We start from the raw sequence: 25,867 nt of genomic DNA, 5'->3' as shown, positions 1-25,867 counted from the left end.
AAACGGTAACAAGCATGTTAGACAAAATTATTCGAATTGCCACCCGACAAAGCCCACTCGCGCTTTGGCAAGCACATTATGTGCAGCAGCGCCTGATGGCCAGCCACCCCGGCCTGCAGGTCGAACTGGTGCCTATGGTCACGCGAGGCGACATTATTTTGGATACGCCGCTGGCGAAAGTCGGCGGTAAAGGGCTGTTTGTTAAGGAACTTGAACTGGCGTTATTGGACGGCCGTGCGGATATCGCCGTTCACTCAATGAAAGACGTCCCGGTCGATTTCCCCGAAGGCTTGGGTTTAGTGACTATTTGTGAGCGTGACGATCCTCGCGACGCATTTGTTTCCAATCGTTTCGCATCGCTCGATCAACTGCCGCAGGGCAGCGTGGTCGGTACCTCCAGCCTGCGTCGTCAGTGCCAACTGCGTGAGCGCCGTCCGGATCTGATCGTGCGCGATCTGCGCGGCAACGTCGGTACCCGGCTGGCAAAATTGGATAACGGTGATTACGACGCCATTATTCTGGCGGTCGCCGGGCTTAAGCGCCTGGGGTTGGAACAGCGTATCCGCAGTCCATTGAGCCCGGAGGAGTGCCTGCCGGCCGTTGGCCAGGGCGCAGTGGGTATCGAATGCCGCCTCGACGACGAAACCACCCGCGCGCTGTTGGCACCGCTCAATCACGTTGCTACAGAAACCCGCGTACGTGCCGAACGTGCGATGAATACCCGGCTGGAAGGCGGTTGCCAAGTGCCTATCGGCAGCTATGCCGAACTGGATGGCGACAGCCTGTGGCTGCGAGCCCTGGTGGGCTCTCCAGACGGCAGCCAAATGGTGCGCGGCGAACGCCGCGGTCCGGCAGCTCAAGCAGAGCAGATGGGCATTGAACTGGCGGAAGAACTGCTGGCGCAAGGCGCTCGTGAAATTCTGCAGGACGTTTATCAGGGGAATCCCCCTGCATGACGATTCTGGTAACCCGCCCCTCTCCTTCCGGAGAAGAACTGGTCAGCCGACTGCGTGCGCTCGGTCGGGTTGCCTATCATGCTCCGTTGATCGACTTCGCCCCCGGCGGCGATTTGCCAAAATTGCCGCAGGCGTTACAGCAGCTTAATGATGGCGATCTGGTGTTCATCCTGTCGCAGCACTCGGTGAGCTACGCCCATTCTGTGATGGGCCGCGTCGGGCTGTCATGGCCTGCCAGGCTGGCCTATTACGCTATCGGTCGTACCACGGCGCTGGCAATGCACCGCATCAGCAGCCTGCCGATAGAATACCCGCGTGAGCAGGAGATCAGCGAAACATTGCTGCTGCTGCCGGCGCTGCAGAAGCTGGAAGGTAAACAAGCGCTGATCTTGCGCGGTAACGGCGGCCGTGAGCTGCTCGGCAACACACTGAGCGAGCGCGGCGCTGCGGTCAGCTATTATGAATGTTATCAACGCAGCCCGGTGCACTATGATGGCAGCGAGCAAAGCGCCCACTGGCAGCGTGCCGGTGTTGATACGCTGGTAGTCACCAGCGGTGAAATGTTACAACAGCTCTATACTTTAGTTCCTGATTACTACCGTTCTTCGTGGCTATTACGTTGCTGCCTGGTCGTAGTGAGTGAACGCCTGGCTACCCTTGCCCAGGAATTGGGCTGGAGCACAATTCGGGTAGCTGATACCGCCGATAATGACGCGCTGATCCGCGCGCTACAACAAACCTGACTATGGGATGTGCCACTATGACGGAACAAAATACCCCATCCGCCCCGGTTGAAGAACCAACCTCTGCGGTTGAGAGCCCCCAGCAGCCAGACGCTGAAAAGCGTAAAGGTAAAAATACCGGCCCGGTGTTGGGCGCGATCGCGATCGTGCTGGTTATCGCTCTGGCTGCCGGCGGCTATTACCATACACATCGACAGGCGCAGCAGCTCATCGCCGCCAATCAAACGCTGCAGCAACAGCTGGAAACGCTGAAACAAAGCCAACAGCAGGAAAGAAGCGCGCTGGAAGGCCTGCTGCAGCAACAGGGCAAAACGCTGGACGCCGCCGATCGCGAACAGGCAACCCTGGCGCGTCAGCTCAATGAACTGCAAGAGAAAGTCGCCATCATCTCCGGCAGCGACGCCAAAACCTGGTTGCTGGCGCAGGCCGATTTTCTGGTGAAAATGGCCGGGCGTAAGCTGTGGAGCGATCAGGACGTCACCACCGCCGCCGCGCTGTTAAAAAGCGCCGATGCCAGCCTGGCTGACATGAATGACCCGAGCCTGCTCGAGGTTCGTCGCGCCATCACCGAAGACGTCAGCACGCTGTCCACGCTGACTCAGGTGGATTTCGACGGCATCATTCTCAAGACCAATCAGTTGTCCAATCAGGTGGATAATCTGCGCCTGGCGGATAACGACAGCGACGAAGCGCCGATGGATCAAGACAGCAGCGAGCTGTCGAGCTCGATCGGCGAATGGCGGCAAAACCTGGCCAAAAGCTGGCACAACTTTATGGCCGACTTTATTACCGTCCGCCGCCGCGATAGCAATGCCGAGCCGCTGCTGGCCCCGAACCAGGACATTTACCTGCGCGAAAATATCCGTTCGCGCCTGCTGGTTGCCGCACAGGCCATCCCACGCCATCAGAACGAAGTGTATAAGCAGTCGCTGGAGACCATTTCCACTTGGGTTCGCGCCTACTTCGATACCACCGACCCGGCCACGAAAGCGTTCCTGGAAGAGTTGGATACCCTGAGCCAGCAGTCGATCACCATGGACGTGCCGGATCAGCTGAAAAGCCAGCCGCTGCTGGAAAAACTGATGCAGACCCGGGTGCGCAATCTGATGGCCCAGTCCCCTGCCGCTCATCAGGAGGGATAAGCCATGTTACGCGTGCTATTTCTGTTCCTGGTGCTGATCGCCAGCGTGGTGGTTGGGCCGATGTTGGCCGGCCATCAGGGCTATGTGCTGATTCAGACCGATAACTACAATATCGAAACCAGCGTCACCGGCCTGGTGATCATGGGTATCTTGCTGTTTGTGGTGCTGCTGGTGATCGAGTGGATCCTGCGCCGCATCTTCAGCACCAGCGCCCGCACTCGCGGCTGGTTCCTGGGCCGCAAACGCAGCCGTGCGCGTAAGCAGACCAAGGCCGCGCTGATCAAACTGGCCGAAGGTGATTACAAGCAGGTTGAAAAACTGCTGACGCGCAATGCCGATCACGCTGAACAACCGGTGGTGAACTACCTGCTGGCTGCTGAGGCTGCACAGCAACGGGGTGACGATTTCCGTACCAATCAGTACCTGGAACGCGCCGCCGAAGCCGCCGACACCGACCAGCTGCCGGTAGACATCACCCGCGTGCGCATTCAACTGGCTCAGGGCGAAAACCATGCGGCACGCCACGGTGTCGATCGTCTGCTTAACCAGGCTCCGCGTCATCCCGAAGTATTGCGACTGGCGGAAATGGCTTATCTGCGCACCGGCGCTTTTGCCTCATTGCTGGAGATCCTGCCGTCGATGAGCAAGATCAATCTGCACAACGAGGCTGAGCTGCAGGCGCTGCAACAACAGGCCTACATTGGCCTGATGAATCAGGCGATGGCGGATGAGGGCAGCGATGGCCTGAAACGCTGGTGGAAAGATCAGAGCCGCAAAATCCGGCATGAGGTGCCGTTGCAAATCGCGATGGTGGAGCACCTGATCGAATGCAATGACCATGAACTGGCGCAAGAGATCGTGCTCGACAGCCTAAAGCGCCAGTATGACGAACGCCTGGTGTTGCTGATCCCGCGTCTGAAGTCCGGCAACCCGCAACAGCTGGAGAAAGCGTTGCGTCAGCAGGTGAAGCAGCATGGTGCCACACCACTGCTGAACAGCACCCTGGGCCAGTTGCTGATGAAGCACGGCGAATGGCAGGCGGCGGCCGATGCATTCCGGGAAGCGCTGAAACAGCGTCCAGATGCCTACGATTACGCTTGGCTGGCTGACGTGCTGGAGAAGCTGCACCGCTCGGATGAAGCCGCACAGATGCGTCGTGAAGGCCTGATGCTGACGCTGAAGCAGAACGGCGAATAACGCACAATGCACTGTCTTCAAGGCGCGCCCACAGGTCGCGCCTTTTTTATCTAACGTTGTTTATACCCAAGATAGTTGGAGTCACAGCAAGGCGGCAAGCTCACGAATCCCCAGGAGCTTGGTCAACCAAGTGACTGGGGTGAGAGCGCGCAGTCAACGCAGCTGTGGCTTCAAATATGATGGGTATTAGGCAAAAAAAAACACTTGCCGCGGTGGCAAGTGTATAAAAAGCAATCAGGTCTAGGACAACAGGGGCGGTGCCTCACTCAACGTTATGCCCGGAGTGTGATGTCGACCATTGCAAGCAACGCCGTCATCGTTCTGGTGGGCAATAGGCACCCTAAATCGGCTCTGCGTCATTCCCAGGGTTTATGAAGCCTAAGGCGAACATAAGAGGTGGAATGAGCATCTACATAGTGGATATTGCACTTGGCGTGCCAACTTTGGGAAAAATGCATCGTTCCTTCAGGCGAAAAGCCTAATAAGCTGAATTAAAACAGATTTAATCTCAGCACTTCGTTTCATTCCGCTCACTGCCCTTTCTGCTGCTATCACCTGACGTTTGCAGATATGTCGCCTTAAAACGACGACTTAAGCCAAAGTCATTTTTATGCAATAAAATCAATTCATTAAATGTCTCAAGCTGACGACAATGCGGCATGCCGATGTCGCCGGAAGCCAACACCAAGCCAAAAGCGTCCTGACGGGATACGATAGATAGCGGGCAGAGGCAAAACCAGTGCAGGAGGACGCAAAGCGGAATGTCAGAAAGCAAAAAGCCCGTTCATTGCTGAACGGGCTTTTCTGAATGTGGTCGGCGAGAGAGGATGACTTGCATCTGCGATGCCGCCCTACGGGCCATTGCTAAAGCAACGTTGTCTCGCTGCGCTCGGCTCAAACCTCCTTCGGAGGTGCTCATCCTATAAACTACAGATGTAAAAAAACCCGCTAAAAGCGGGTTTTCTTGAATGTGGTCGGCGAGAGAGGATTCGAACCTCCGACCCACTGGTCCCAAACCAGTTGCGCTACCAAGCTGCGCTACTCGCCGATTTCTTGTTGCAGATACTACTAAATTTTATCGCTTATGTCTATGTAAATATTAAATTTATTAGACATTTTGTGTGGTGCGAAGAGAGGGACTTGAACCCTCACGTCCGTAAGAACACTAACACCTGAAGCTAGCGCGTCTACCAATTCCGCCACCTTCGCACAGTCACAAAACAGCTTAAAATTCTTCACTTCTCTTAGGAAGTGGGGTGGCTAATGGGACTCGAACCCACGACAACTGGAATCACAATCCAGGGCTCTACCAACTGAGCTATAGCCACCATTACTTCTTAACTACTTCACGCGGTAATACTACCACCGCAGCTCTTGCACACAAACTTAATGGTGCGCCCGACAGGATTCGAACCTGAGACCTCTGCCTCCGGAGGGCAGCGCTCTATCCAGCTGAGCTACGGGCGCATAGCGCCGTTGCGGGAGGGGATACTACGGATTTAACACAATCCTGTCTAGTGCTTTTTCGCAGAAATGTTGTGTTTGATTACGCTTTGCTCACTCCCGCGCAGGAAAGCGCTATCCGTAGCCCCTTTTCACCGGTTATTGCTGTGTTTCTGTCCGTTTTTCAGCCGGATGATGTTTCTTGTGCATGCCGAAAGCAAAGTAGCACAGGCTGACTGCCGCTAAGAAAATCGCCCCGACCAGCAAAGAAATTCGCGTATCCGGGTTAATTCCCATGCCGATCAGCACACAGACCAAGAAAGCGATAGTCAGATAGTTCACATAGGGGAACATAATCGACTTAAAGCTGTGGGTTTTAATCGCTTCCTTATGGGCGCGGCGGAAATACAGTTGGCTAATCAGTACCACGAACCACGGCACCATGCCCGGCAACACGCTGGCGCTATAGACATAGACAAACACCGCCTGCGGATTGGGGATAAGGTAATTCAACCCCGAGCCGACCAGCAGGCAGGCAATGGTCACGGCGATACAGTTAACCGGCACGCCGTTGGCAGACAGCTTGGTCAACGACGCAGGCAACTGCCGGTTTTTAGCCAGTGCGTACAGCATACGGCCACCGCTGTACATCCCGCTGTTACAGCCTGAAAGCGCAGCCGTGAGCACCACAAAGTTAATGATACCGGCGGCAGCGACGATACCGATTTTGGCAAAGGTCAGCACGAAGGGGCTGCCTGCGGTGCCAATGCCATTCCAGGGGAAGATGGTGACGATGACAAAGATAGCGCCGACGTAGAAGATCAGGATACGCCACAGGATATTGTTAATCGCACGCTTCAGAGTCACCTGCGGGTTTTTGGCTTCACCGGCGGTGATACCGACCAACTCAACGCCCTGATAGGACGCCACAACAATACAGAGCGCGAACAGGAAGCCCTTCCAGCCGCCGGCAAAGAAACCGCCGTGCTCGGTCAGGTTGGCAAAGCCAATCGGCTGCCCGCCATTCCCGAAGCCAAAGAAGATCACCCCCAACCCCACCAAAATCATCACAATGATGGTGGTAACCTTGATCATGGCAAACCAGAACTCCAGCTCGCCGTACAGACGCACGGCGGCCAGGTTGGCCAGCGCTACCATCGCCACGGCGATTAACGCCGGTATCCACTGCGGGATTTCCGGGAACCAAAACTGCACGTAGACCCCAACGGCGGTGATTTCCGAGATGCCTACGGCAATCCACATAAACCAATAGCCCCAGGCGGTCAGGTAACCAAAATAGGGATTCATGTATTTATGGGCATAAACGGCAAAGGAGCCCGCGACCGGTTCAAGGAACAGCATCTCGCCCATCGAACGCATAATGAAGAACACGAACAGGCCGGCGATGATATAAGCCAACAATACCGATGGCCCCGCCCATTTCAGCGTACTGGCCGAGCCCATAAACAGGCCCACCCCGATGGTGCCCCCCAGAGCAATCAGCTCGATATGCCGGGCTTCCAGCCCCCGGTGTAGGCCTTGCGGTTTTTCTTTGTGTGCCATAAATCCTCAATATTATTTTTTTGATTGTGTTTGCATGCCGGCCGTTACCGGTCGTTATTGTTTTAATGAAAATAGCGTAAAACCTCTCCCGCCGCGTTGGCGGACACCAGCTTGTGATGGGACGATCTTACGGTGAGAAAAACGTCGTTAAGCGCTATCACGTTTTGCGCCAACGCTCAGGGATAATTTCCGGGCGGTATCGTTTCGCATTTTGCCGCTATAAGCAAACCGCAATTTAAAACTTTATGGAATAAATACAGGCGAGTTTATGGGCTGAGGTTATAGGAGTGCTGACAAATCCGTCATAAAGCAGGTTATTTGAACAACATGGCGCGCCGGGGCGGGATCTTCCGCCCCAGCATCGTTCTTACATCTTACCGCGGTAATAGTAGCTGACAAACTTCAGCAGTTTCAGTTGGCGTCCCAGGCGGCTCGGTTGACTTAACAGCCGATAGAGCCACTCCAGACCGAGGTTCTGCCAAATCTTTGGCGCACGCTTCACGTGCCCGGTGAACACGTCGTAAGTACCGCCTACGCCCATATAGAGCGCCTGCGGATGCACTTTACGGCAGTCACGCATCAGGATTTCCTGTTTCGGCGATCCCATGGCCACCGTCACTATGGCGGCACCGCTGCCGCGAATGCGCTCGAACAGCGCATCTCGCTGTTCAGGCTTGAAATAACCGTCCTGGCTGCCCACCAGGTTTACATTCCACTGGCTACGCAGCTTCTCTTCGGTTTCCGCCAGCACCGAGGGTTTGCCGCCAATCAGGAAGACCGGCGTACCCTCGCGTCCGGCACGCTGCATCAACGCTTCCCACAGGTCGGCTCCCGCGACGCGTGATACCTGCGCCCACGGGTATTTACGGCGTATTGAGCGCACCATGCTGATGCCGTCGGCATACTTGTATTCCGCTTCATCCAGCAAGGCGTGCAACGCCGTATCTTCCTCCGCCTTCAGTATCTTTTCGGCGTTCATCGCGACCAGCGTGCCCTGCTTTACCCGGCCGCCGTCAAACAGAAAATCCAGGCATTGCGCCATATCGCGAAATCCCCACAGGCTGAAACCGCGCAGCTCATATTGAGGAACCGAAATTTTTGCGTCCATCGTTATTATTACCCTTACAGAAGGCCGTCGACCCGTACGGATGATGGCGTCGATGCCAGCGTACGCGTACGCCGTACCCGCGCCTTAATCAACCCGGCAGTGTCAAACAGCCAGTACAACAACTTAGCCATCAGCAGGCAGGCGCCAAAAATAAGGCAGAAGAACACCACTCGCGAGACAAAGGAATCTACCCCTTCCCGCGCCAACACGATGATGTTGAATACCGCACCGAAGCAGAAACTTTGCAATATCGCGGCTTTATACCGGTTAGGTTCGCTTTTGCCCATCTCATACAGCCAGTCGAACCACTTGATGATCATCCCGACCAGCACCGCGCCAACGGGAATAAACACCGCACCGCCCATTACCACCAGTGAGCCGATAAGCGTGGGTGAAATCGCCAGGCCGGAATGGTTATTCAGCACTTCCCAGGTGAAATAGTTGGCGCTATTGAGCACCGTGTCTGGTCGCCCCGGCCACAGCCAGGCCGGAATGAACACGTAGAAATCGCGCACTATCGGTGCCAGGCCCTGGAAATCAATCTTGTCGTAGTTCTGCAGCAACAGCGCCAGGTTTTCCCATGGCGAGAAGGTATCGCGCGTCAGATAAAGGAAGGTATAGAACGCTTCGGGACCGCTGACGTCCAGGCTGTAGCGCTTTAACGCCAGCCAGAACATGCCGACGATACCAAACACGCCGGCGGCCACCAGCATCCACAACGAGATCCAGCCGCGCACGATGCCGATAAACAGAAACAGCGAGAAGGCAATAATGATATTGGCGCGGGTACCGCCGACTATCACGTAAGTCAGGATGCCAAAGGCCACCGTCGCCGCCAGGAAAAAGAACCAGGCGCGCAGATCTTGCTTCAGGAAATACACCACCAGCATCGCCGGGATGAAGAAATAGAAGAACCGCTTGAGCGCCACCCCGGAGACATCGCTGGAGAAAATCTGGCTGTAAGAGTTGAGCTTGAACAGCAGGAAACCGTTTTGCATGAAGAAAATGCCGACGGTCGCCATCGCCACCAGCGCCAGTAACATCCAGGTCAGATGGGTTTCCACCCGGTTCATGGTGAATACCGGCTTACGCGGTTGCACGCTGCGCTTTCGCAGCCGGGTTTTATAGCTGACGTAATAAATCGCATAAAACGCAGTAGCGGAGAGGATCGCATAGAGTAAAAACTCTACCGGCACCACCTCGACGTCAAACTGAAACACCAGCAGACAGGTCAGCGGGAAACCGAAGTAAAACGTCAGCAAATACAGTAGCGTAAAGAAGACGTTAAAATTGAAACGGACGCGCCTAAACTCCTGGTAAGCCAGCGTCAGAATAAACAGCACGCTCACCAGATAAACGATAAACAACCCGCCAAATTGCGCCAGCGTCATACGTTGTCCCCTGCCGCCAGGGTTAATGCCTGCTGCCAGCCATCAACGTAGTTAGGGTTGAAGAAAGCGATGGCCTGTTTATCGACGGAGGCCAGTTGGCGTTGAGCTTCACGCACTACCGCCTCATCCAGCGAATCGCCATAGAACAGCACAGGCAGATGTTGCTCCGCCAGATCCTGCCAGAACGGGTTCTGCCGGCTCAGCACAAAGGGCACGCCAAACTGGATCAGAAGACACAGCGTGCCTATGCCCTGTTGGCGGTTAAAAATAAAGTAACCGAGATCGCACTCACGCAGAATATTCAGGTAATCGTCGAACGCCACCTGCTGCGTCAGCACCTGCAGGTTCCTGGCGCTGAACAGCTCTAGTCCGGCACTGCGTACCTGTTCAATATAGGCGTCGTTATTGGCCGGGTAGCCCATCGGCAGGATCACCCGCACCTCGGCGCCAAACTGCTGATGAATCGCTTTCAACGCCTCAATATGACGGTTGGTACGATCGCCAGAGTTCCCCACCAGAATGGTCATCGGCCCGGCCAGGTTTTTCTCTACCTCAATGCCGGTTAACGCCGGATCCATCCGCGTCGGGAAATACAACAGAGAGGCCGGCACGCGGGCATGGCGCTGCTGGTAATGAATAATATCACCGCGGGTCGCGAACACGTGTCTCACTCTGCCCTGCGCAATACGGCGCAGCAAATAGAACAGGCGGAATTTCCAACTGGTGGCGTTTTCATACAAATCAGCGCCCCAGATATGCCAACTCACCTGATCGGCCTTGATTTTACCGCTCAGCAACGCCAACCACAGCGTAGGGTTAAACTGGCCGTGCAGGAAGAAACGCTGATTGCGATCGGCCTGCGCGCGGGCGATGACCGCCATCGCCAGACTTTTCTTGTCCGGATGGCATTCAATGCTCAGCTCGGGAAACACCCCTAACGCAGCGGCATCTTTGGCAGCCACCATAAAATGACGCGTCTGCTCGGACGGCAGGCGTTTCGCCAACACATCGTTGAAGAAACGCAGCACCGTCTGATTGTGATGCGGGATGTCAGATCCCAATACGTGAATCAGTGTCGTCATACTCGTCTACGGTAAAGAATAAATACGCAGCTACAGAGCGTGAAGTACACGATGTAGGTTGCCATGTAGGCCTGTGCCGCTCCCAGCGCACCATGCAGCGGTATCAACCAATGCGAGAACAGCGTTAACAGCAGGAACTGACTGACTTCGGTCAGGATATAAAAACGCAGCGACGCCTTGGCAATCACCAGATAGCCGAACACATAGGCGCCCACTTTCAGCACGTCCCCCACCAGTTGCCAGGCAAACAGATCGCGCATCGCGACGAATTTGTCCGTGAACAGCAACCAGATGGCGAAGTCGCGCAGTAACCAGACCGTGAAACTCGCCGCCGCTACTGCAGGCAGTACAAATTTTAATGAGCGCACAATCTCTTGAGAGATGGCGCTTTTTTCCTTCAGCCGCGACAGCGTAGGCAGCAGATAAACGGTAAACGAGGCGGTGATAAACTGCAGGTAAGCGTCGGAGATGCTGCTGACGCCCTGCCAAATCCCGACCTCATCCCAACTGTAATGGCTGGCCAGCAGGTTACGCATCATCACATAGGCCACCGGCAGCGTCACTGATGTGATCAATGCCATGATGGTGAACTTGCCAAGATGGCTGGCTAACGCCTTGTCCCATGCCAATGCCAAATAGCGCAGCGGCAAGGTTTTGCGCCGCCACAGCATAAAACCTGCGGGCAACACCACCAAGGCCGGCACCAGTGCCAACCCCGCCAGCGCGCCTTCGTAGCCGCCCAGCTTAAAGCACAGGTAGTAGGCCACTACGCCAATCAGGCTACCGCCAATCACCGCCAGTGCGTTGCCCATCGCATCGCGGTAGCCTTTCAGCACCGCCATAAACAGGTTGGCATAGGCGATACCCATCTGAATAAAGGCTACCGCCCGCACCACGCCGACATAGTCAGCATGGCCGAACAACCCGATACTGATAGGCTCCGCCGCAAACAGAAACACCAGCGCCAGCAGCGTGGAAAAGCCCAGCACGATGCTTGACGCCGTTCCAACAGCCAGCCGTAACCGCTGCGGATCCTGATGATATTCAGCTACGTACTTGGTGATGCCGTTAAAAATCCCGGCACCGGACAGCACGCCCAGCACGGTAATCAGCTGACGGAAGTTGCCCGCCTGTCCAACCCCGCTGGGGCCAAACGCTACCGCCAGCAGTTTCACTACCAGCAGCCCCGCGCCAATCTTGATCAGCGTGGAGCCTGCGGTCCAAATTGATGCTTTTGCCAGCGACATATCAGGCGCAGAAGCTAAGAATGGTATTGATCACCGTACGTTGAGTGACATCAGACATATTGTAGAACAACGGCAGACGCACCAGACGCGCACTTTCCTGGCTGGTGAAGCGGTCTTCACCGGAAAAGCGGCCAAAACGATCGCCCGCCGGGCAGTCGTGCAGCGCGATGTAATGGAACACCGCCATGATTTCCGCTTCTTTCAGATAATCGATAAAGGCAGTGCGATCTTCAATATCACGCAGTTTGATATAGAACATGTGCGCATTATGCACGCAGTCCGCCGGGATGGTCGGCAGCACAATACGGCCGGCCTTTGCCAACGGCAGCAGGCTGTCATAATAGGTCTGCCACAGTGCCAGGCGGCGCTGGTTGATACGGTCAGCCGCTTCGAGTTGGCCCCAAAGATAGGCAGCCTGCAAATCTGACATCAGATAGCTGGAACCGATATCGCGCCAGGTATACTTGTCCACCTGCCCACGGAAGAACTGGCTGCGGTTGGTGCCTTTCTCACGAATGACTTCTGCCCGGTCGATAAGTGCCGGATCGTTGATCAGCGTTGCGCCGCCCTCACCGCCAGCGGTGTAGTTTTTGGTTTCGTGGAAGCTAAAACAGCCAATATGACCAATGGTACCGAGCGCTTTGCCCTTGTAAGTGGACATCACACCCTGCGCGGCGTCTTCTACCACCCGCAGGTTATATTTTTTCGCCAGCGCCATGATGGTGTCCATCTCGCAGGCCACACCGGCGTAATGCACCGGCACGATAGCGCGCGTCTTTTCGGTGATGGCCGCTTCGATTTTAGTCTCATCGATGTTCATGGTGTCCGGACGCAGGTCGACAAACACCACGGTGGCCCCGCGCAGCACAAAGGCATTGGCGGTTGAAACAAAGGTGAAGCTCGGCATGATCACTTCATCACCCGGCTGGATATCCAGCAGGATCGCCGCCATCTCCAGTGACGCGGTACAGGACGGCGTCAACAGCACCTTCGGGCTGCCAAAACGCTGTTCCATCCACTGCTGGCAACGGCGAGTAAAACCACCATCTCCGCACAGCTTGCCGCTGTCCATTGCAGCCTGCATATAGTCAAGTTCAGTGCCAACAACCGGTGGAGCGTTAAATGGGATCATGTTTTCCTCTGTATAACCAATACGAGGTGCTTTCAATAACAGCACCCTGTCGTTGATAGAGCCGTAATGCGGCTAAATTACCGAGCTGTGTCGCCACCCGCAGGCGTTGCAGCGACCGTTGCCGGCACTCAGCAATGGCCGCCGCCATTAATCGCGCACCAATACCTTTGCCTGACGCCCCGGGGAAAGCTGCCAGCAGGCCGATTCTAACCTCTTGGCCGCCGATATCACGCAGGCTGACAAAGCCCTCCGGCTGACCGGCTTCGTCCAGTGCCAACAGGCATTGGTGATCGAAGGTTCCCAGTACCGCTTTTTCGATCCAGGCGGCATAGAAACGCCCGCTATCCTGAACGTCGTACCAAGGGGCCCGAAAACGGCTGGCGGTGAACACATTGGCCGCTGCCGCACGCAATACCGGAATATCCTCCGGCACTGCCAGGCGAATCGCTGGCGGTAGCGCACTCTGCGACGATGCACATTCCGTGCCGATATTCAGCAACAGATCGACCTCAGCCTCAACCAGTTGGAAACCCAGACCCGACAATGCGTCCGCCCAGGCGGTTTGGTGCGCCGGGATTTTAGCTTGCACCAAGGCGTAGGCTGCCAGACCGGCCTCGGTCAACGCCGGGGCCGTGGTGGAAAAGTTGAGCCTGGCGCTGCCAAGAGCGAAAAATTCGCTTTCCCAGGCTAAGGGCTCAATATTGGCGTGGACGCGCATGCAATAAATCCAGCAGATACTTGCCGTAACCGGTTTTGACCAGCGCCTGTGCGGCACGTTTCACACCGTCATCATCCAGCCAACCGTTGCGCCAGGCGATCTCTTCCAGACAGGCGATTTTAAAGCCCTGACGTTTTTCCACCGTCTGCACGAAGCTGCTGGCTTCCAGCAGGCTGTCATGAGTACCGGTATCCAGCCAGGCGAAACCGCGGCCCAGAAGTTCAACGGTCAGCTCGCCACGCTCCAGATACATCTGGTTAATGCTGGTAATTTCCAGTTCGCCACGGGAGGAAGGCTTGACCTGTTTGGCAAACTCCACCACCTGACTGTCGTAGAAATACAGACCGGTCACCGCCCAGTTGGACTTGGGCTCGGCGGGCTTTTCTTCGATCGATAAAGCGCGGAAGTTATCGTCAAACTCCACCACCCCAAAACGTTCGGGATCCATCACCTGGTAGCCGAACACGGTCGCGCCCTGGGTACGTGCAGCGACCGTTTTTAGTTTCGGGCTAAACCCTTGACCAAAATAGATATTGTCGCCTAACACCAGACAGCTCGGCTCGCCGGCCAGGAACTCTTCACCGATCAGAAACGCCTGAGCCAGACCATCGGGGCTGGGTTGTTCGGCATAGCTGAGATTAATGCCAAACTCTTCGCCGTTACCCAACAGACGTCTGAATGAAGGGAGGTCTTCCGGTGTGGAAATAATCAGAATGTCGCGGATCCCGGCTAACATTAGCACCGACAGCGGATAGTAAATCATCGGCTTGTCGTAGATCGGGAGCAACTGCTTGGATACGCCGCGAGTAATTGGATGCAAACGTGTACCGGATCCACCCGCCAGAATAATACCTTTCATACTCACTCCAGAATCCACTGGGCCACCACTCAGGCAGCCCGGGTAAACTTAGTCGGATAAACCTAAACGCTCACCCGCATAGGAACCATCCTGAACGCGACGCCACCAGGTTTCATTGTTCAGGTACCAGGAAACCGTTTTGCGAATGCCGCTTTCAAAGGTTTCTTGTGGGTGCCAGCCCAGCTCCCGGTCAATTTTGCCGGCGTCGATCGCATAGCGCATATCATGGCCCGGGCGATCCTTGACGTAAGTGATCAGATCGCGGTATTTCTCCACGCCCTGCGGTTTGTTCGGCGCCAACTCCTCCAGCAGATCGCAAATGGTATGCACCACTTCAATATTTTTGCGTTCGTTGTGGCCACCGATATTGTAGGTTTCCCCTACCACACCTTCGGTAACCACCTGATACAGAGCACGCGCATGATCTTCGACATACAGCCAGTCACGCACCTGCGCGCCGTTGCCATACACCGGCAAAGGTTTACCGGCAACGGCATTGAGTATCACTAACGGGATCAGTTTCTCCGGGAAGTGGTATGGGCCGTAGTTATTGGAGCAGTTGGTGACCAGGGTCGGCAAGCCATAGGTCCGCAGCCAGGCACGGACCAAATGATCGCTGGATGCCTTGGAGGCCGAATACGGGCTGCTTGGCGAGTAAGGCGTGGTTTCGGTGAACAGATCGTCCGTGCCGTGTAGGTCGCCATACACCTCGTCGGTGGAGATATGGTGGAAACGGAAGCTCTGCTTCTTGTCCGCCTCCAGCGGTTGCCAATAATGGCGGGCCGCCTCCAACAGGGTATAGGTTCCCACCACGTTGGTCTCGATAAAGGCCGCCGGGCCATCTATCGAACGGTCGACATGGCTTTCCGCCGCCAGGTGCATGACCACATCCGGCTGATATTGGGCAAACACCCGATCCAACGCCACACGATCGCAGATATCCACCTGTTCAAACGCATAACGTTCGCTATCAGCAATCACCGCAAGCGACTCCAGGTTGCCCGCGTAAGTCAGCTTATCCACCACCACTACGCTGTCCTGCGTAGCTTCAATAATATGCCTGACTACCGCAGAACCGATAAAACCGGCGCCTCCAGTGACTAAAATACGTTTCAACGCCACACCCCTTTGGTATCAACTACCCAAGATTGCGTGATCTCTTCCGGCCTGATTGCCTTGAATTGTTTATGATCGACCAGCATCACGATCACATCTGCCTGCTGCAACGCGTCGGCCATCGCTTTCAGCGTTACATGGCCCGCCAGCGATTTCGGCAGTTGCTCGACGTTCGGCTCCACCACCAGAGTTTCACCCACGTGCCAATCGGCAATCAGATGCGCCACTTCTACCGCTGGGCTTTCGCGCAGGTCGTCGATATTCGGCTTGAAAGCCAGGCCGAAGCAGGCAATTTTCACTTCCGACGCACGCTTATCGGTTGCTGCCAGACAGTCGGCAACCGCCGCTTTCACGCGATCAACCACCCACAGCGGTTTCCCGTCATTCACCAGGCGCGCGGTATGAATCAAACGCGCCTGCTGCGGATTCTGCGAGACGATAAACCAAGGGTCAACCGCGATGCAGTGGCCACCTACGCCAGGGCCAGGCTGCAAAATATTGACCCGCGGATGGCGATTCGCCAGGCGAATAAGCTCCCAGACATTGATGCCCTGATCGGCACAAATCAACGACAGCTCATTGGCAAAGGCGATATTCACATCGCGGAAACTGTTTTCGGTCAGCTTGCACATCTCAGCGGTGCGTGAATTGGTAATCACACACTCGCCCTCAAGGAAAATCTTGTACAGCTCGCTGGCGCGCTCCGAGCATTTTGGCGTCATACCGCCAATCACCCGGTCGTTTTGAATCAGCTCAACCATCACCTGCCCCGGCAGCACGCGCTCCGGACAGTAGGCAATGTTCACATCAGCGGCCTCACCGGCCTGCTGCGGGAAACTGAGATCGCTACGCGCTTCTGCCAGCCACTGCGCCATCTGTTCGGTCGCGCCCACCGGCGAGGTGGACTCAAGGATCACCAGATCGCCTTTTTTCAGCACCGGCGCCAATGATTTGGCGGCGGCTTCGACATACGCCAGATCCGGCTCATGGTCGCCTTTAAACGGCGTCGGTACCGCAATCAGGAAAGCATCTGCAGCCAGAGGTTTGGTCACCGCCTGCAGATAGCCGCCGTCGACCGCGTCTTTCACCACTTTATCCAGGTCGGGTTCAACGATATGGATCGCGCCACGGTTAATGGTATCCACCGCATGTTGGTTAACATCTACGCCCACCACTTTTTTCTTGCGGGAGGCAAACGCCGCCGCCGTTGGCAGACCGATATAACCCAGGCCGATAACCGAAATAGTGTTAAAATTCATAGTGTCACCTGATGATTCTTCAAAGCTTCTAGAATACGCTGGCAGGCATGCCCGTCACCGTAAGGGTTATGCGCCCGGCTCATGGCGTGATATTCATTTTCATCCGTCAGTAACCGGTTAACCGCATCAACAATTTTGGCTACGTCGGTGCCTACCAGACGCACCGTGCCCGAATCCACCGCTTCCGGTCGCTCGGTAGTGTCGCGCATCACCAGCACCGGCTTACCCAATGATGGCGCCTCTTCCTGAATACCGCCTGAGTCGGTCAGGATCATATAAGACTTGGCCATCAGATAGACAAAGGGTAAATAATCCTGCGGATCTATCAGGATGATATTATCAATCCCTTTCAGAATGCGGTTGACCGGCTCGCTGACGTTGGGATTAAGGTGCACCGGATAGACCACCTGTACCTCTGGGTGAGTGCGGGCAATCTCGGCCAACGCGCTGCAAATTCGCTCAAAACCGCCGCCAAAACTTTCACGTCGATGGCCTGTCACCAGAATCAGCTTTTTATCGGCATCCAGGAACGGGTAACGTTGTACCAAGCTGTCGTGCAAAGCAGCGTCGCCCATTACCCGATCGCGCACCCAGAACAGTGCGTCGATCACCGTATTGCCAGTGACGAAGATATGATCGTCCGGCAACAGTTCGCGCAACAGGTTCTGTCGCGAATTTTCCGTCGGGGCAAAATGGTACATCGCCAGGTGGCCGGTGAGCTTGCGGTTGGCCTCTTCCGGCCATGGGGAGTAAAGGTCGCCAGTACGCAGGCCCGCCTCTACATGCCCAACGGGGATTCGCTGATAAAACGCTGCTAAGCTGGTCGCCAGCGTGGTTGTGGTATCACCGTGAACCAACACCACATCCGGTTTGAACTCCTCGAGAACGCTTTTCAGGCCTTCGAGGATACGGCAGGTGATCTCACTCAATCCCTGACCGGGTTTCATGATGTTAAGATCGTAATCAGGTACTATCTCAAATAAACGCAATACCTGATCCAACATCTCACGATGCTGTGCAGTCACGCAGACTCTTGATTCAAAGGCTTCATCCTGAGCCAGGGCATGTACCAGCGGTGCCATTTTGATGGCTTCAGGCCTGGTGCCGAAAACTGTCAACACTTTCACAGCGAATCTCTTTTGGTCGGTTAACCGCAGGCGAACCTGCGAATTGGGCGCTTACACGCCCATCAGCGAATTATTATATTATTTTTAATTACGCGGCCGACGCACCAGAGCAACACCTGCGCCAACCAAAGCGCCCATCGCGCCCCACATGATCAACCAGAATACCCGCCGCGGGCTATCACGCTTAACCGGCTCTTCCGGAGTCCGTAAATAGCGGTAAGTCTGGAATTTCTCGTCCAGCGTTGGGCCAACGTTCAACGTCGCCAACATCGCGCGATTTTGGTCATAATCCAGATCAAAGGTTGGCCCCGAAGCCTGCAATCCCTCCAGACGCGCCTGCAGCATCGGTTTGCCCAGCAGGAACAAATCGGAGTCTGGCAGTTGCTCTGCCGGCGTATCGGTTTGGGTCCGGCTGATGCCCTGCGTTTCGGCAATTTTCAACGCCTGCTGGATGGTGTTCAGCTCACGTTTATACACGGCCTCCGCTACCGCTTCCTGACGCTTGACCTGCGCCTTCATCGAGGTGGTTCGAGCCGCCCAGGCGCCCTGAATTTCTTCGTTTAAATGCTGAGCCGCACGGTGGCTGGCAAATGCTACGTACTGACGCAGCAAGCGATTGGCATCCACTGCCGTTTCCGCAGTCAGCTTCACGCCGTCATTCGGCACTTTTTTGTCGTCACGCGGCGTGAACTGGATGTTGTTAATGAGTTCGTCGAGCAAGGCCGCATCGGCACCTGCATCGCCTTCCTGGCGCTGCTTGTAATAATCGCTCTGCAGCCAGAAATCACGGCGCGTATCGTAGGCTGCCAGTTGCATAATAAATTCATTATAGGCTTCGTCAGCAATGCCCGGTTGTTCGGTAGCCGCCGCCGGCAGAGTACGCACATCCAGGTTACGCAAGAATTGTTGCTGGGAATAATATCCTCCCAACGCATTCACCGTTGGCCGATCGGTAATCGCTGCCGCACTCCACTCCTGTTTCACCAGGTAGGACACCACCAGTGCAATCACGGCGAATAGCGCCGCAATACCAATAATCCATGACTTACCGCGCCACAGGGTACGGCACAGGCCGCGAATATCGAGTTCGTTATCCACTGCCGGGATAGTCTTGTCAGACGTTGTTTCTGGATTCATCACTGCCCAAAAGCCTCTGGTTAGGATTCTTGCTTATTGTCATTCGAACGCCGCAGGCGCCGTTTGATACGCTTAATGTAACGAGCAACACGCCAGGCGCGCTTAATGCAGTAACCGTACAAGAAGAAGGCAAGCAAGAATAATGCCAACATCACCCATTCTGGAATAAAAGTAAGACGTTCGCCGAGCACGCCGACAGCCGCCAGCAGCGCCGCTGCCAGGGTAATCAGCACGAAAGCCTGCCGCGGCGTGAAGCCTGCTCGCATAATCAGGTGGTGAATGTGTTGGCGGTCTGGGGAGAAGGGGCTCATCCCTTTACGTAAGCGACGATACATGATCGCAATCATGTCCATCAATGGAATAGCGATAATCCACAGGGCGGTAACAGGATTGATGGAATGGGCTTTACCTTGCGAACTTTGCAACAGCAACCATATGGCAGTGAAACCAATCAGCGTACTGCCAGCATCCCCCATAAACACCTTATAACGTCGGCCAAGAATGCCGAGGTTAAGCAGGATATAAGGAACGATAGCGGCAATCATCGCGAAACACCAGAAGGCCAAATCGGAGTGGCCGCTCAGGTACAGCAGCACGCCCAGCGCACCGAAAGAAACACACGAGAGCCCACCCAGCAGGCCATCGATGCCGTCCACCATATTAAAAGCGTTGATTGCCGCCCAAACGGCGAACAGCGTAATCAGATAGCCGAACGGACCTAACTGCATTTCCCAGTCGCCCAGCACATGACCAAAACTGCGCAGGTAGAGCCCGGCGAACACCATCATCGCGACGCCAACCAGAGCTTGAACCAACGCACGAATTTTAACGCTGATATCGAAACGATCGTCAAGAGCACCGACAAACACCAATACCCCCGCACAAGCGAGGTAGAGTTTTCCGTATGCAATCGTTTGATCAGAGATCAGGAAAGCAAAGCACAACCCGGCGTAAACAGAAATACCACCGACAAGCGGGATCAACCCCTGATGACGTTTACGGTAATTAGGTTTATCAACCAGACCAATACGTTTTGCTGCTTTACGAGCAACAAAGAGAAAAGCCAAGGAAAACAGGAAAACAAATAGAATTTCAGTACTCATAGTGAGTAAGTTCACAGTTAATAAGATCTCTGTAGATGATAAGGCAGCTTAACACGGGCGACAGGTCGCGCCATGAGGTCCCGCTACCTTTCAGTCATTTCCTATGACAACAGCCATTCATTCTTATTTCCACGCTTCTGTCTGCCGTTTAAACAGTAGCTATACGCGAACGACGAAACGCCGACCGCAAATAAGATGAATTCTCAGTAAGCCATGAAAATAACTTACGTTTCCATTTCTGTTACTTATCGTATCTGCCAAAAGCAAAAAACGCCACGACTAGGCGTGGCGTTCTCTGAATTTTTTACTCAATTATGAGCGCATCGTCATTTATGAGCGCTTCATCATATCGAAGAATTCATCGTTGGTTTTGGTCATGGCCAACTTGTTAATGAGGAATTCCATTGCGTCAATTTCGCCCATTGGGTGAATAATTTTACGCAGGATCCACATTTTCTGCAGTTCTTCAGACGTGGTGAGTAATTCTTCTTTACGGGTACCGGAGCGGTTGTAGTCAATCGCAGGGAATACGCGCTTCTCAGCGATTTTACGCGCCAGATGCAATTCCATGTTGCCGGTACCTTTAAACTCTTCGTAGATAACCTCGTCCATTTTCGACCCGGTGTCGACCAGCGCGGTAGCGATGATGGTCAGGCTGCCGCCTTCCTCAACGTTACGTGCCGCACCGAAGAAACGCTTGGGACGATGCAGGGCGTTAGCATCCACACCACCGGTCAACACTTTACCGGAAGCCGGTACCACGGTGTTGTAGGCACGCGCCAGACGGGTGATGGAGTCGAGCAAGATGATAACGTCTTTCTTGTGCTCAACCAGGCGCTTGGCCTTCTCGATCACCATTTCTGCAACCTGGACGTGGCGGGAAGCCGGCTCGTCAAAGGTAGAAGCGATAACTTCGCCCTTCACCAGACGCTGCATCTCGGTAACTTCTTCCGGACGTTCGTCAATCAGCAGAACCATCAACACACAGTCTGGATGGTTGTAAGCGATGCTTTGTGCAATGTTCTGCAGCAGCATGGTTTTACCGGCTTTCGGCGGAGCAACAATCAGACCACGCTGACCACGGCCAATCGGCGAGGCCAGATCCAGCACACGAGCCGTCAGGTCTTCGGTTGAACCGTTACCGCGTTCCATCCGCAGACGGGAGTTGGCATGCAGTGGGGTTAAGTTCTCGAACAGGATCTTGCTGCGGGCGTTTTCCGGTTTGTCGTAGTTAACTTCGTTAACTTTCAACAGGGCAAAGTAGCGCTCGCCTTCTTTTGGCGGACGAATCTTACCGGAAACGGAGTCACCTGTACGGAGGTTAAAACGGCGGATTTGGCTAGGGGATACGTAGATGTCGTCGGGGCCTGCAAGGTAGGAACTGTCTCCAGAGCGGAGGAAACCAAATCCATCCTGCAATATCTCCAACACGCCATCGCCGAAGATATCTTCTCCACTTTTCGCATGCTGCTTAAGGATAGAGAAGATAATGTCCTGCTTGCGCATGCGGGCAAGGTTTTCCAGCCCCATATTTTCGCCGAGAGTAATCAGCTCAGAAACCGGCGTATTCTTTAATTCGGTAAGATTCATAGTGGTGGGTTCTTAAACTCGGGGTATGTCTCGAACTTGTATCGTGAATGGTATGGCAGCGGGATATATCTTTCGTCTTTCTGGTGGTTGCCTTGGCCTTCCTTGCTTACCCCGTCACTTAGCGGACTAAGCTGCAGAGATTCGTTCGGTTGCCGACGGGCCACACCTTGAAATCCTTTGGATATTCGTGCCTGTTTACTGGACGTTCGATCGCCGGGCGCTGAGCCGTCACGGTAAGAAATGGCTTACAGAGGACGCGCGCATTGACGGTTTAAGATCGAAGGTACCTTAAAATTGATTTTGCAAAACCGTTTGATTGTTAAAACACGGGCTGAGTTCATTTTTTCTTTCAACGCCAGCGGTTCAACACAGAGTAAAGCTTTAGATTTAGACTCTTTAGATTTAAAACTTCGGGCAAGTTCTATATGCAGTATGGTTAAACTTAACACGCTTCTTGGCAGGCGTCTAGCGGTGAATTGAACATCCCCGCTAGACGCCTGTATATCCCCGTAGTCTCTCACTTCGCGGCTTTTTGACCGCAACGTCAGACCCCTTGGGCATAGGGCATCCCGCCCGATTACAGATTCGCGTTAAGGAAATCTTTGAGCTGGCCTTTGGACAGCGCACCAACCTTGGTCGCGGCCACTTCACCGTTCTTGAACAACAACAGCGTAGGGATACCACGGATACCGTACTTAGGTGCGGTTGCCGGGTTTTGGTCGATATTCAGCTTGGTGATGGTCAGCTTGCCTTCGAACTCCTCGGCAATCTCATCCAGAATCGGAGCAATCATCTTGCACGGTCCACACCATTCAGCCCAGAAATCGACCAGGATTGGCCCTTCAGCTTTCAGCACGTCGTTTTCGAAGCTGCCGTCAGTCAGGTGAATAATTTTATCGCTCATGTTCTACTCCAAAGGATTGTGTCTACCTTGTTGGTGTAGCATTAACCAACCTAAGGTGACTTTATTTCACCGGATACGCTTTCGTAAAGCAATAGTTAGCTGATATTCTACCACACTATGAGCAAAACACACTTGACCGAACAGAAGTTTTCCGACTTCGCCCTGCACCCGTTAGTCCTTGAAGCCCTTGAAAAGAAAGGGTTTCAACATTGCACGCCTATCCAGGCGTTAGCATTGCCGCTCACGCTCTCCGGGCGTGACGTTGCAGGTCAGGCGCAAACCGGTACCGGAAAGACGCTGGCATTTTTAGCGTCTACTTTTCACTATTTGCTTTCTCACCCGGCGAAACAGGATCGCCAGACCAACCAGCCGCGCGCCTTGATCATGGCGCCAACGCGTGAACTGGCGGTACAGATCCACTCCGACGCGGAAGCCCTGTCCCAATCCACCGGCCTAAAACTTGGCCTGGCGTATGGCGGCGACGGCTACGACAAACAGCTGAAAGTGCTGGAAAGCGGCGTGGATATCCTGGTCGGTACTACCGGTCGTTTGATCGATTACGCCAAACAGAACTATATCGATCTGGGCGCAATCCAGGTCGTGGTGCTGGATGAAGCCGACCGTATGTACGATCTGGGCTTTATCAAAGACATTCGCTGGTTGTTCCGCCGCATGCCAGCGGTCGATCAACGCCTGAACATGCTGTTCTCTGCCACCCTGTCCTATCGCGTACGCGAACTGGCTTTCGAGCAGATGAACAACGCTGAATATGTCGAAGTGGAACCGGAACAAAAAACCGGCCACCGCATTAAAGAAGAGCTGTTCTACCCTTCTAACGAAGAAAAGATGCGTCTGCTGCAGACGTTGATCGAAGAAGAGTGGCCAGACCGCTGCATCATCTTCGCCAACACCAAGCACCGCTGTGAAGACGTCTGGGGCCACCTGGCCGCCGATGGTCACCGCGTAGGCCTGTTGACCGGCGATGTGGCGCAGAAAAAACGCCTGCGCATTCTCGACGATTTCACCAAGGGCAACCTGGATATTCTGGTCGCCACCGACGTCGCCGCTCGCGGTCTGCACATCCCGTTGGTGACGCACGTATTCAACTACGACTTGCCTGACGACTGCGAAGACTACGTCCACCGTATCGGTCGTACCGGCCGTGCTGGCGAAAGTGGTCATTCCATCAGCCTGGCCTGTGAAGAGTACGCGCTCAACCTGCCGGCGATCGAAACCTATACCGGCCACAGCATTCCGGTGAGCAAGTACAACAGCGATGCGTTACTGACTGACCTGCCTGCGCCGAAACGCCTGGCTCGCCCACGCGGCGGCAACGGTCCGCGTCGTAACTCAGCGCCACGTCGTGGCGGTGCGCCGCGCAACAACCGTAAACGTTCAGGCTGATAGACAATGCTCAGTTCCAGCGCACTTTATGCCGCTATCGATCTCGGCTCCAACAGCTTCCACATGTTGGTGGTGCGCGAGGTGGCCGGCAGTATTCAGACCCTGGCGCGCATCAAGCGCAAAGTGCGTCTGGCGGCCGGACTGGATCAGAACAACCTTCTGTCGCATGAGGCCATGCAACGCGGATGGCAATGCCTGAAGCTGTTCGCCGAACGCCTGCAGGACATCCCTCGCGAGCAAATTCGCGTGGTCGCCACGGCCACGCTGCGGCTGGCGTCCAATGCCGATGAATTCCTGCAGACCGCCGAGCAGATTCTCGGATGCCCGATCCAGGTGATCAGCGGCGAGGAAGAAGCGCGCCTGATTTACCACGGTGTAGCCCATACCACCGGCGGTCCGGACCAACGTTTGGTGGTCGATATCGGCGGCGGCAGCACAGAGCTGGTCACGGGGACCGGTGCGCAGGCCGCTCAGTTGTATAGCCTGTCGATGGGCTGCGTCACCTGGCTGGAACGGTTCTTCACCGATCGTAATCTGGGGCAGGAAAACTTCGAGCGGGCCGAACAGGCTGCGCGTGAAATGGTGCGCCCGATAGCACCGCAGCTGCGTCAGCACGGCTGGCAAATCTGCGTCGGCGCTTCCGGCACCGTCCAGGCGCTGCAGGAAATCATGGTGGCGCAGGGCATGGATGAACGCATCACCCTGTCCAAGCTGCGCCAATTGAAACAGCGCGCCATTCAGTGCGGCAAGCTGGAAGAACTGGAAATTGAAGGGCTAACGCTGGAGCGCGCCTTGGTATTCCCAAGCGGGCTGTCCATTCTGCTGGCGATCTTCCAGGAGTTGGGCATTGAAAGCATGATGTTGGCCGGCGGTGCGCTACGCGAAGGTCTGGTTTACGGCATGCTGCATTTGCCGGTCGAACAGGATATCCGCAGTCGCACCATTCGCAACCTGCAACGGCGTTATCTGTTGGATACTGAACAGGCCGAGCGCGTCAGCCAACTGGCCGCCAATTTCTCGCAGCAGGTGAGCAATGAATGGCAGTTGGACGCACGATGTCGCGAGTTATTGCACAGCGCCTGTCTGATCCACGAAATCGGCCTCAGCGTTGATTTCAAGCAGGCGCCGCAACACGCCGCTTACCTGATTCGCCATCTGGATTTACCCGGTTTCACCCCGGCACAGAAAAAACTGTTAGCCACCCTGCTGCAAAACCAGAGCAACACCCTCGACTTGCCACTGCTGAGCCAGCAAAACGCCCTGCCGCCACGTACGGCGCAACGTTTATGCCGGATTTTACGCCTGGCGATCATCTTTGCCAGCCGTCGCCGCGACGACACGCTGCCTGCGGTGCGTCTGCGCGCCAATCATGATGACGAGCTGACGGTGATCCTGCCGCCTGGCTGGCTGGAGCAGCACCCGTTACGGGCAGAAGCGCTGGAGCAGGAAAGCCATTGGCAAAGTTACGTTCACTGGCCGCTGATACTGGAAGAACAACGTTAAAATGACAAGGGCGCTAACCGCGCCCTTAGTCTGATGACAAACACCCGAAAAACGTGGTTTTCGGATGTTTGGGGATAAATCAGAAGACATAATCCTTTGTTTTTATTAGCCCCAAGATCAGGACGTTTAACTGCAAAGGACTT

Annotated in this window: 21 protein-coding genes, 4 tRNA genes and 1 other RNA gene; 6 read left to right on the top strand and 20 right to left on the bottom strand. The window is 55.0% G+C overall.

Features of this window, described 5'->3' with window-relative positions; all coding sequences use genetic code 11:
• The first annotated feature begins 14 nt into the window (after positions 1-14).
• The 4 genes from hemC to hemY are packed head-to-tail and all read left to right on the top strand — an operon-like array spanning position 15 to position 4,038.
• On the top strand, positions 15-956 hold the full coding sequence (hemC, locus tag AAZT04_RS21560; protein WP_046374742.1) for a hydroxymethylbilane synthase: 942 nt from the start codon (positions 15-17) through the stop codon (positions 954-956).
• Positions 953-1,699, top strand: a complete 747-nt coding sequence (gene hemD, locus AAZT04_RS21555) for a uroporphyrinogen-III synthase (RefSeq protein ID WP_020824764.1) — start codon at positions 953-955, stop codon at positions 1,697-1,699. Before hemC ends, hemD begins: the two co-directional genes overlap by 4 nt.
• 17 nt (positions 1,700-1,716) lie before the next feature.
• Positions 1,717-2,841 carry a uroporphyrinogen-III C-methyltransferase gene (gene hemX, locus AAZT04_RS21550; protein ID WP_046374744.1) on the top strand — a complete coding sequence of 375 codons (1,125 nt, stop codon included), beginning with the start codon at positions 1,717-1,719 and terminating at the stop codon, positions 2,839-2,841.
• 3 nt (positions 2,842-2,844) lie between these two features.
• Positions 2,845-4,038, top strand: a complete 1,194-nt coding sequence (hemY, locus tag AAZT04_RS21545; protein ID WP_020824762.1) for a protoheme IX biogenesis protein HemY — start codon at positions 2,845-2,847, stop codon at positions 4,036-4,038.
• A gap of 811 nt (positions 4,039-4,849) precedes the next feature.
• Here the strand turns inward: hemY and AAZT04_RS21540 are convergent.
• The 20 genes from AAZT04_RS21540 to trxA form a co-directional block, all read right to left on the bottom strand.
• Positions 4,850-4,978, bottom strand: a non-coding RNA gene (locus AAZT04_RS21540) — RtT sRNA.
• A gap of 31 nt (positions 4,979-5,009) precedes the next feature.
• Positions 5,010-5,086: transfer RNA gene (locus AAZT04_RS21535), tRNA-Pro, on the bottom strand.
• 74 nt (positions 5,087-5,160) lie between these two features.
• A tRNA-Leu gene (locus tag AAZT04_RS21530) sits at positions 5,161-5,247 on the bottom strand.
• A 43-nt stretch (positions 5,248-5,290) separates the two neighbouring features.
• Positions 5,291-5,366, bottom strand: a tRNA-His gene (locus AAZT04_RS21525).
• Between the two features lie 62 nt (positions 5,367-5,428).
• Positions 5,429-5,505, bottom strand: a tRNA-Arg gene (locus AAZT04_RS21520).
• 135 nt (positions 5,506-5,640) lie between these two features.
• Positions 5,641-7,044, bottom strand: a complete 1,404-nt coding sequence (thrP, locus tag AAZT04_RS21515) for a bifunctional threonine/serine APC transporter ThrP (RefSeq protein ID WP_020824761.1) — start codon at positions 7,042-7,044, stop codon at positions 5,641-5,643.
• Between the two features lie 367 nt (positions 7,045-7,411).
• Entirely contained in the window at positions 7,412-8,152 is a 741-nt protein-coding gene (gene wecG / locus AAZT04_RS21510) for a lipopolysaccharide N-acetylmannosaminouronosyltransferase (protein WP_129982563.1), read from the bottom strand.
• Between the two features lie 14 nt (positions 8,153-8,166).
• Positions 8,167-9,543, bottom strand: coding sequence for an ECA oligosaccharide polymerase (gene wzyE / locus AAZT04_RS21505; protein WP_020824759.1), 1,377 nt, complete (start codon positions 9,541-9,543; stop codon positions 8,167-8,169).
• Entirely contained in the window at positions 9,540-10,625 is a 1,086-nt protein-coding gene (locus AAZT04_RS21500) for a TDP-N-acetylfucosamine:lipid II N-acetylfucosaminyltransferase (RefSeq protein WP_020824758.1), read from the bottom strand. Before AAZT04_RS21500 ends, wzyE begins: the two co-directional genes overlap by 4 nt.
• Entirely contained in the window at positions 10,622-11,872 is a 1,251-nt protein-coding gene (gene wzxE / locus AAZT04_RS21495) for a lipid III flippase WzxE (RefSeq protein WP_020824757.1), read from the bottom strand. Before wzxE ends, AAZT04_RS21500 begins: the two co-directional genes overlap by 4 nt.
• A 1-nt stretch (position 11,873) precedes the next feature.
• Positions 11,874-13,004 (bottom strand): dTDP-4-amino-4,6-dideoxygalactose transaminase, encoded by a 1,131-nt coding sequence (gene rffA / locus AAZT04_RS21490; RefSeq protein ID WP_044554399.1) that lies wholly within the window; start codon positions 13,002-13,004, stop codon positions 11,874-11,876.
• Positions 12,991-13,722: a dTDP-4-amino-4,6-dideoxy-D-galactose acyltransferase gene (gene rffC, locus AAZT04_RS21485; RefSeq protein ID WP_129982564.1), complete on the bottom strand. Its 732-nt coding sequence runs from the start codon at positions 13,720-13,722 to the stop codon at positions 12,991-12,993. Before rffC ends, rffA begins: the two co-directional genes overlap by 14 nt.
• Positions 13,700-14,581 carry a glucose-1-phosphate thymidylyltransferase RfbA gene (gene rfbA, locus AAZT04_RS21480; protein WP_020824754.1) on the bottom strand — a complete coding sequence of 294 codons (882 nt, stop codon included), beginning with the start codon at positions 14,579-14,581 and terminating at the stop codon, positions 13,700-13,702. Before rfbA ends, rffC begins: the two co-directional genes overlap by 23 nt.
• 48 nt (positions 14,582-14,629) lie before the next feature.
• Complete coding sequence (gene rffG, locus AAZT04_RS21475; protein WP_046374750.1) at positions 14,630-15,697, bottom strand: dTDP-glucose 4,6-dehydratase; 1,068 nt, start codon at positions 15,695-15,697, stop codon at positions 14,630-14,632.
• On the bottom strand, positions 15,694-16,956 hold the full coding sequence (wecC, locus tag AAZT04_RS21470) for a UDP-N-acetyl-D-mannosamine dehydrogenase (RefSeq protein WP_048762498.1): 1,263 nt from the start codon (positions 16,954-16,956) through the stop codon (positions 15,694-15,696). The genes rffG and wecC overlap by 4 nt, the downstream gene beginning before the upstream one ends.
• Complete coding sequence (wecB, locus tag AAZT04_RS21465) at positions 16,953-18,083, bottom strand: non-hydrolyzing UDP-N-acetylglucosamine 2-epimerase (RefSeq protein WP_046374752.1); 1,131 nt, start codon at positions 18,081-18,083, stop codon at positions 16,953-16,955. The genes wecC and wecB overlap by 4 nt, the downstream gene beginning before the upstream one ends.
• A gap of 84 nt (positions 18,084-18,167) precedes the next feature.
• Positions 18,168-19,220, bottom strand: coding sequence for an ECA polysaccharide chain length modulation protein (gene wzzE / locus AAZT04_RS21460; RefSeq protein WP_046374753.1), 1,053 nt, complete (start codon positions 19,218-19,220; stop codon positions 18,168-18,170).
• A 20-nt stretch (positions 19,221-19,240) separates the two neighbouring features.
• The gene (gene wecA, locus AAZT04_RS21455) at positions 19,241-20,338 is read right to left on the bottom strand and encodes a UDP-N-acetylglucosamine--undecaprenyl-phosphate N-acetylglucosaminephosphotransferase (protein WP_104410927.1); all 1,098 of its coding nucleotides are present in this window, start codon (positions 20,336-20,338) and stop codon (positions 19,241-19,243) included.
• 315 nt (positions 20,339-20,653) lie between these two features.
• Positions 20,654-21,913, bottom strand: a complete 1,260-nt coding sequence (gene rho, locus AAZT04_RS21450) for a transcription termination factor Rho (RefSeq protein WP_004950874.1) — start codon at positions 21,911-21,913, stop codon at positions 20,654-20,656.
• A gap of 577 nt (positions 21,914-22,490) precedes the next feature.
• Positions 22,491-22,817 (bottom strand): thioredoxin TrxA, encoded by a 327-nt coding sequence (trxA, locus tag AAZT04_RS21445; protein WP_020824748.1) that lies wholly within the window; start codon positions 22,815-22,817, stop codon positions 22,491-22,493.
• 117 nt (positions 22,818-22,934) lie between these two features.
• On the opposite strand from trxA, the gene rhlB reads away from it, so the two are divergent.
• Together rhlB and ppx are read left to right on the top strand one after the other, a co-directional pair.
• Positions 22,935-24,221, top strand: coding sequence for an ATP-dependent RNA helicase RhlB (rhlB, locus tag AAZT04_RS21440; RefSeq protein WP_020824747.1), 1,287 nt, complete (start codon positions 22,935-22,937; stop codon positions 24,219-24,221).
• A 6-nt stretch (positions 24,222-24,227) separates the two neighbouring features.
• Positions 24,228-25,724 (top strand): exopolyphosphatase, encoded by a 1,497-nt coding sequence (ppx, locus tag AAZT04_RS21435; protein WP_020824746.1) that lies wholly within the window; start codon positions 24,228-24,230, stop codon positions 25,722-25,724.
• Positions 25,725-25,867 lie beyond the last annotated feature (143 nt).

This window comes from Serratia sp. Je.1.23.a (assembly GCF_051129805.1).
GTDB lineage: Bacteria > Pseudomonadota > Gammaproteobacteria > Enterobacterales > Enterobacteriaceae > Serratia > Serratia liquefaciens.
This window is presented reverse-complemented; position numbering and strand designations above follow the sequence as displayed.

Bases quoted from the DNA above. Each gene is read 5' to 3' on its own strand.
- wzxE (WP_020824757.1), bottom strand. From the start codon at position 11,872: ATGTCGCTGGCAAAAGCATCAATTTGGACCGCAGGCTCCACGCTGATC.
- wzzE (WP_046374753.1), bottom strand. From the start codon at position 19,220: ATGAATCCAGAAACAACGTCTGACAAGACTATCCCGGCAGTGGATAAC.
- thrP (WP_020824761.1), bottom strand. From the start codon at position 7,044: ATGGCACACAAAGAAAAACCGCAAGGCCTACACCGGGGGCTGGAAGCC.
- hemC (WP_046374742.1), top strand. From the start codon at position 15: ATGTTAGACAAAATTATTCGAATTGCCACCCGACAAAGCCCACTCGCG.
- hemX (WP_046374744.1), top strand. From the start codon at position 1,717: ATGACGGAACAAAATACCCCATCCGCCCCGGTTGAAGAACCAACCTCT.
- rho (WP_004950874.1), bottom strand. From the start codon at position 21,913: ATGAATCTTACCGAATTAAAGAATACGCCGGTTTCTGAGCTGATTACT.
- wecG (WP_129982563.1), bottom strand. From the start codon at position 8,152: ATGGACGCAAAAATTTCGGTTCCTCAATATGAGCTGCGCGGTTTCAGC.
- hemD (WP_020824764.1), top strand. From the start codon at position 953: ATGACGATTCTGGTAACCCGCCCCTCTCCTTCCGGAGAAGAACTGGTC.
- rffA (WP_044554399.1), bottom strand. From the start codon at position 13,004: ATGATCCCATTTAACGCTCCACCGGTTGTTGGCACTGAACTTGACTAT.
- hemY (WP_020824762.1), top strand. From the start codon at position 2,845: ATGTTACGCGTGCTATTTCTGTTCCTGGTGCTGATCGCCAGCGTGGTG.
- rffC (WP_129982564.1), bottom strand. From the start codon at position 13,722: ATGCGCGTCCACGCCAATATTGAGCCCTTAGCCTGGGAAAGCGAATTT.
- wecC (WP_048762498.1), bottom strand. From the start codon at position 16,956: ATGAATTTTAACACTATTTCGGTTATCGGCCTGGGTTATATCGGTCTG.
- wzyE (WP_020824759.1), bottom strand. From the start codon at position 9,543: ATGACGCTGGCGCAATTTGGCGGGTTGTTTATCGTTTATCTGGTGAGC.
- trxA (WP_020824748.1), bottom strand. From the start codon at position 22,817: ATGAGCGATAAAATTATTCACCTGACTGACGGCAGCTTCGAAAACGAC.
- ppx (WP_020824746.1), top strand. From the start codon at position 24,228: ATGCTCAGTTCCAGCGCACTTTATGCCGCTATCGATCTCGGCTCCAAC.
- rfbA (WP_020824754.1), bottom strand. From the start codon at position 14,581: ATGAAAGGTATTATTCTGGCGGGTGGATCCGGTACACGTTTGCATCCA.
- rhlB (WP_020824747.1), top strand. From the start codon at position 22,935: ATGAGCAAAACACACTTGACCGAACAGAAGTTTTCCGACTTCGCCCTG.
- AAZT04_RS21500 (WP_020824758.1), bottom strand. From the start codon at position 10,625: ATGACGACACTGATTCACGTATTGGGATCTGACATCCCGCATCACAAT.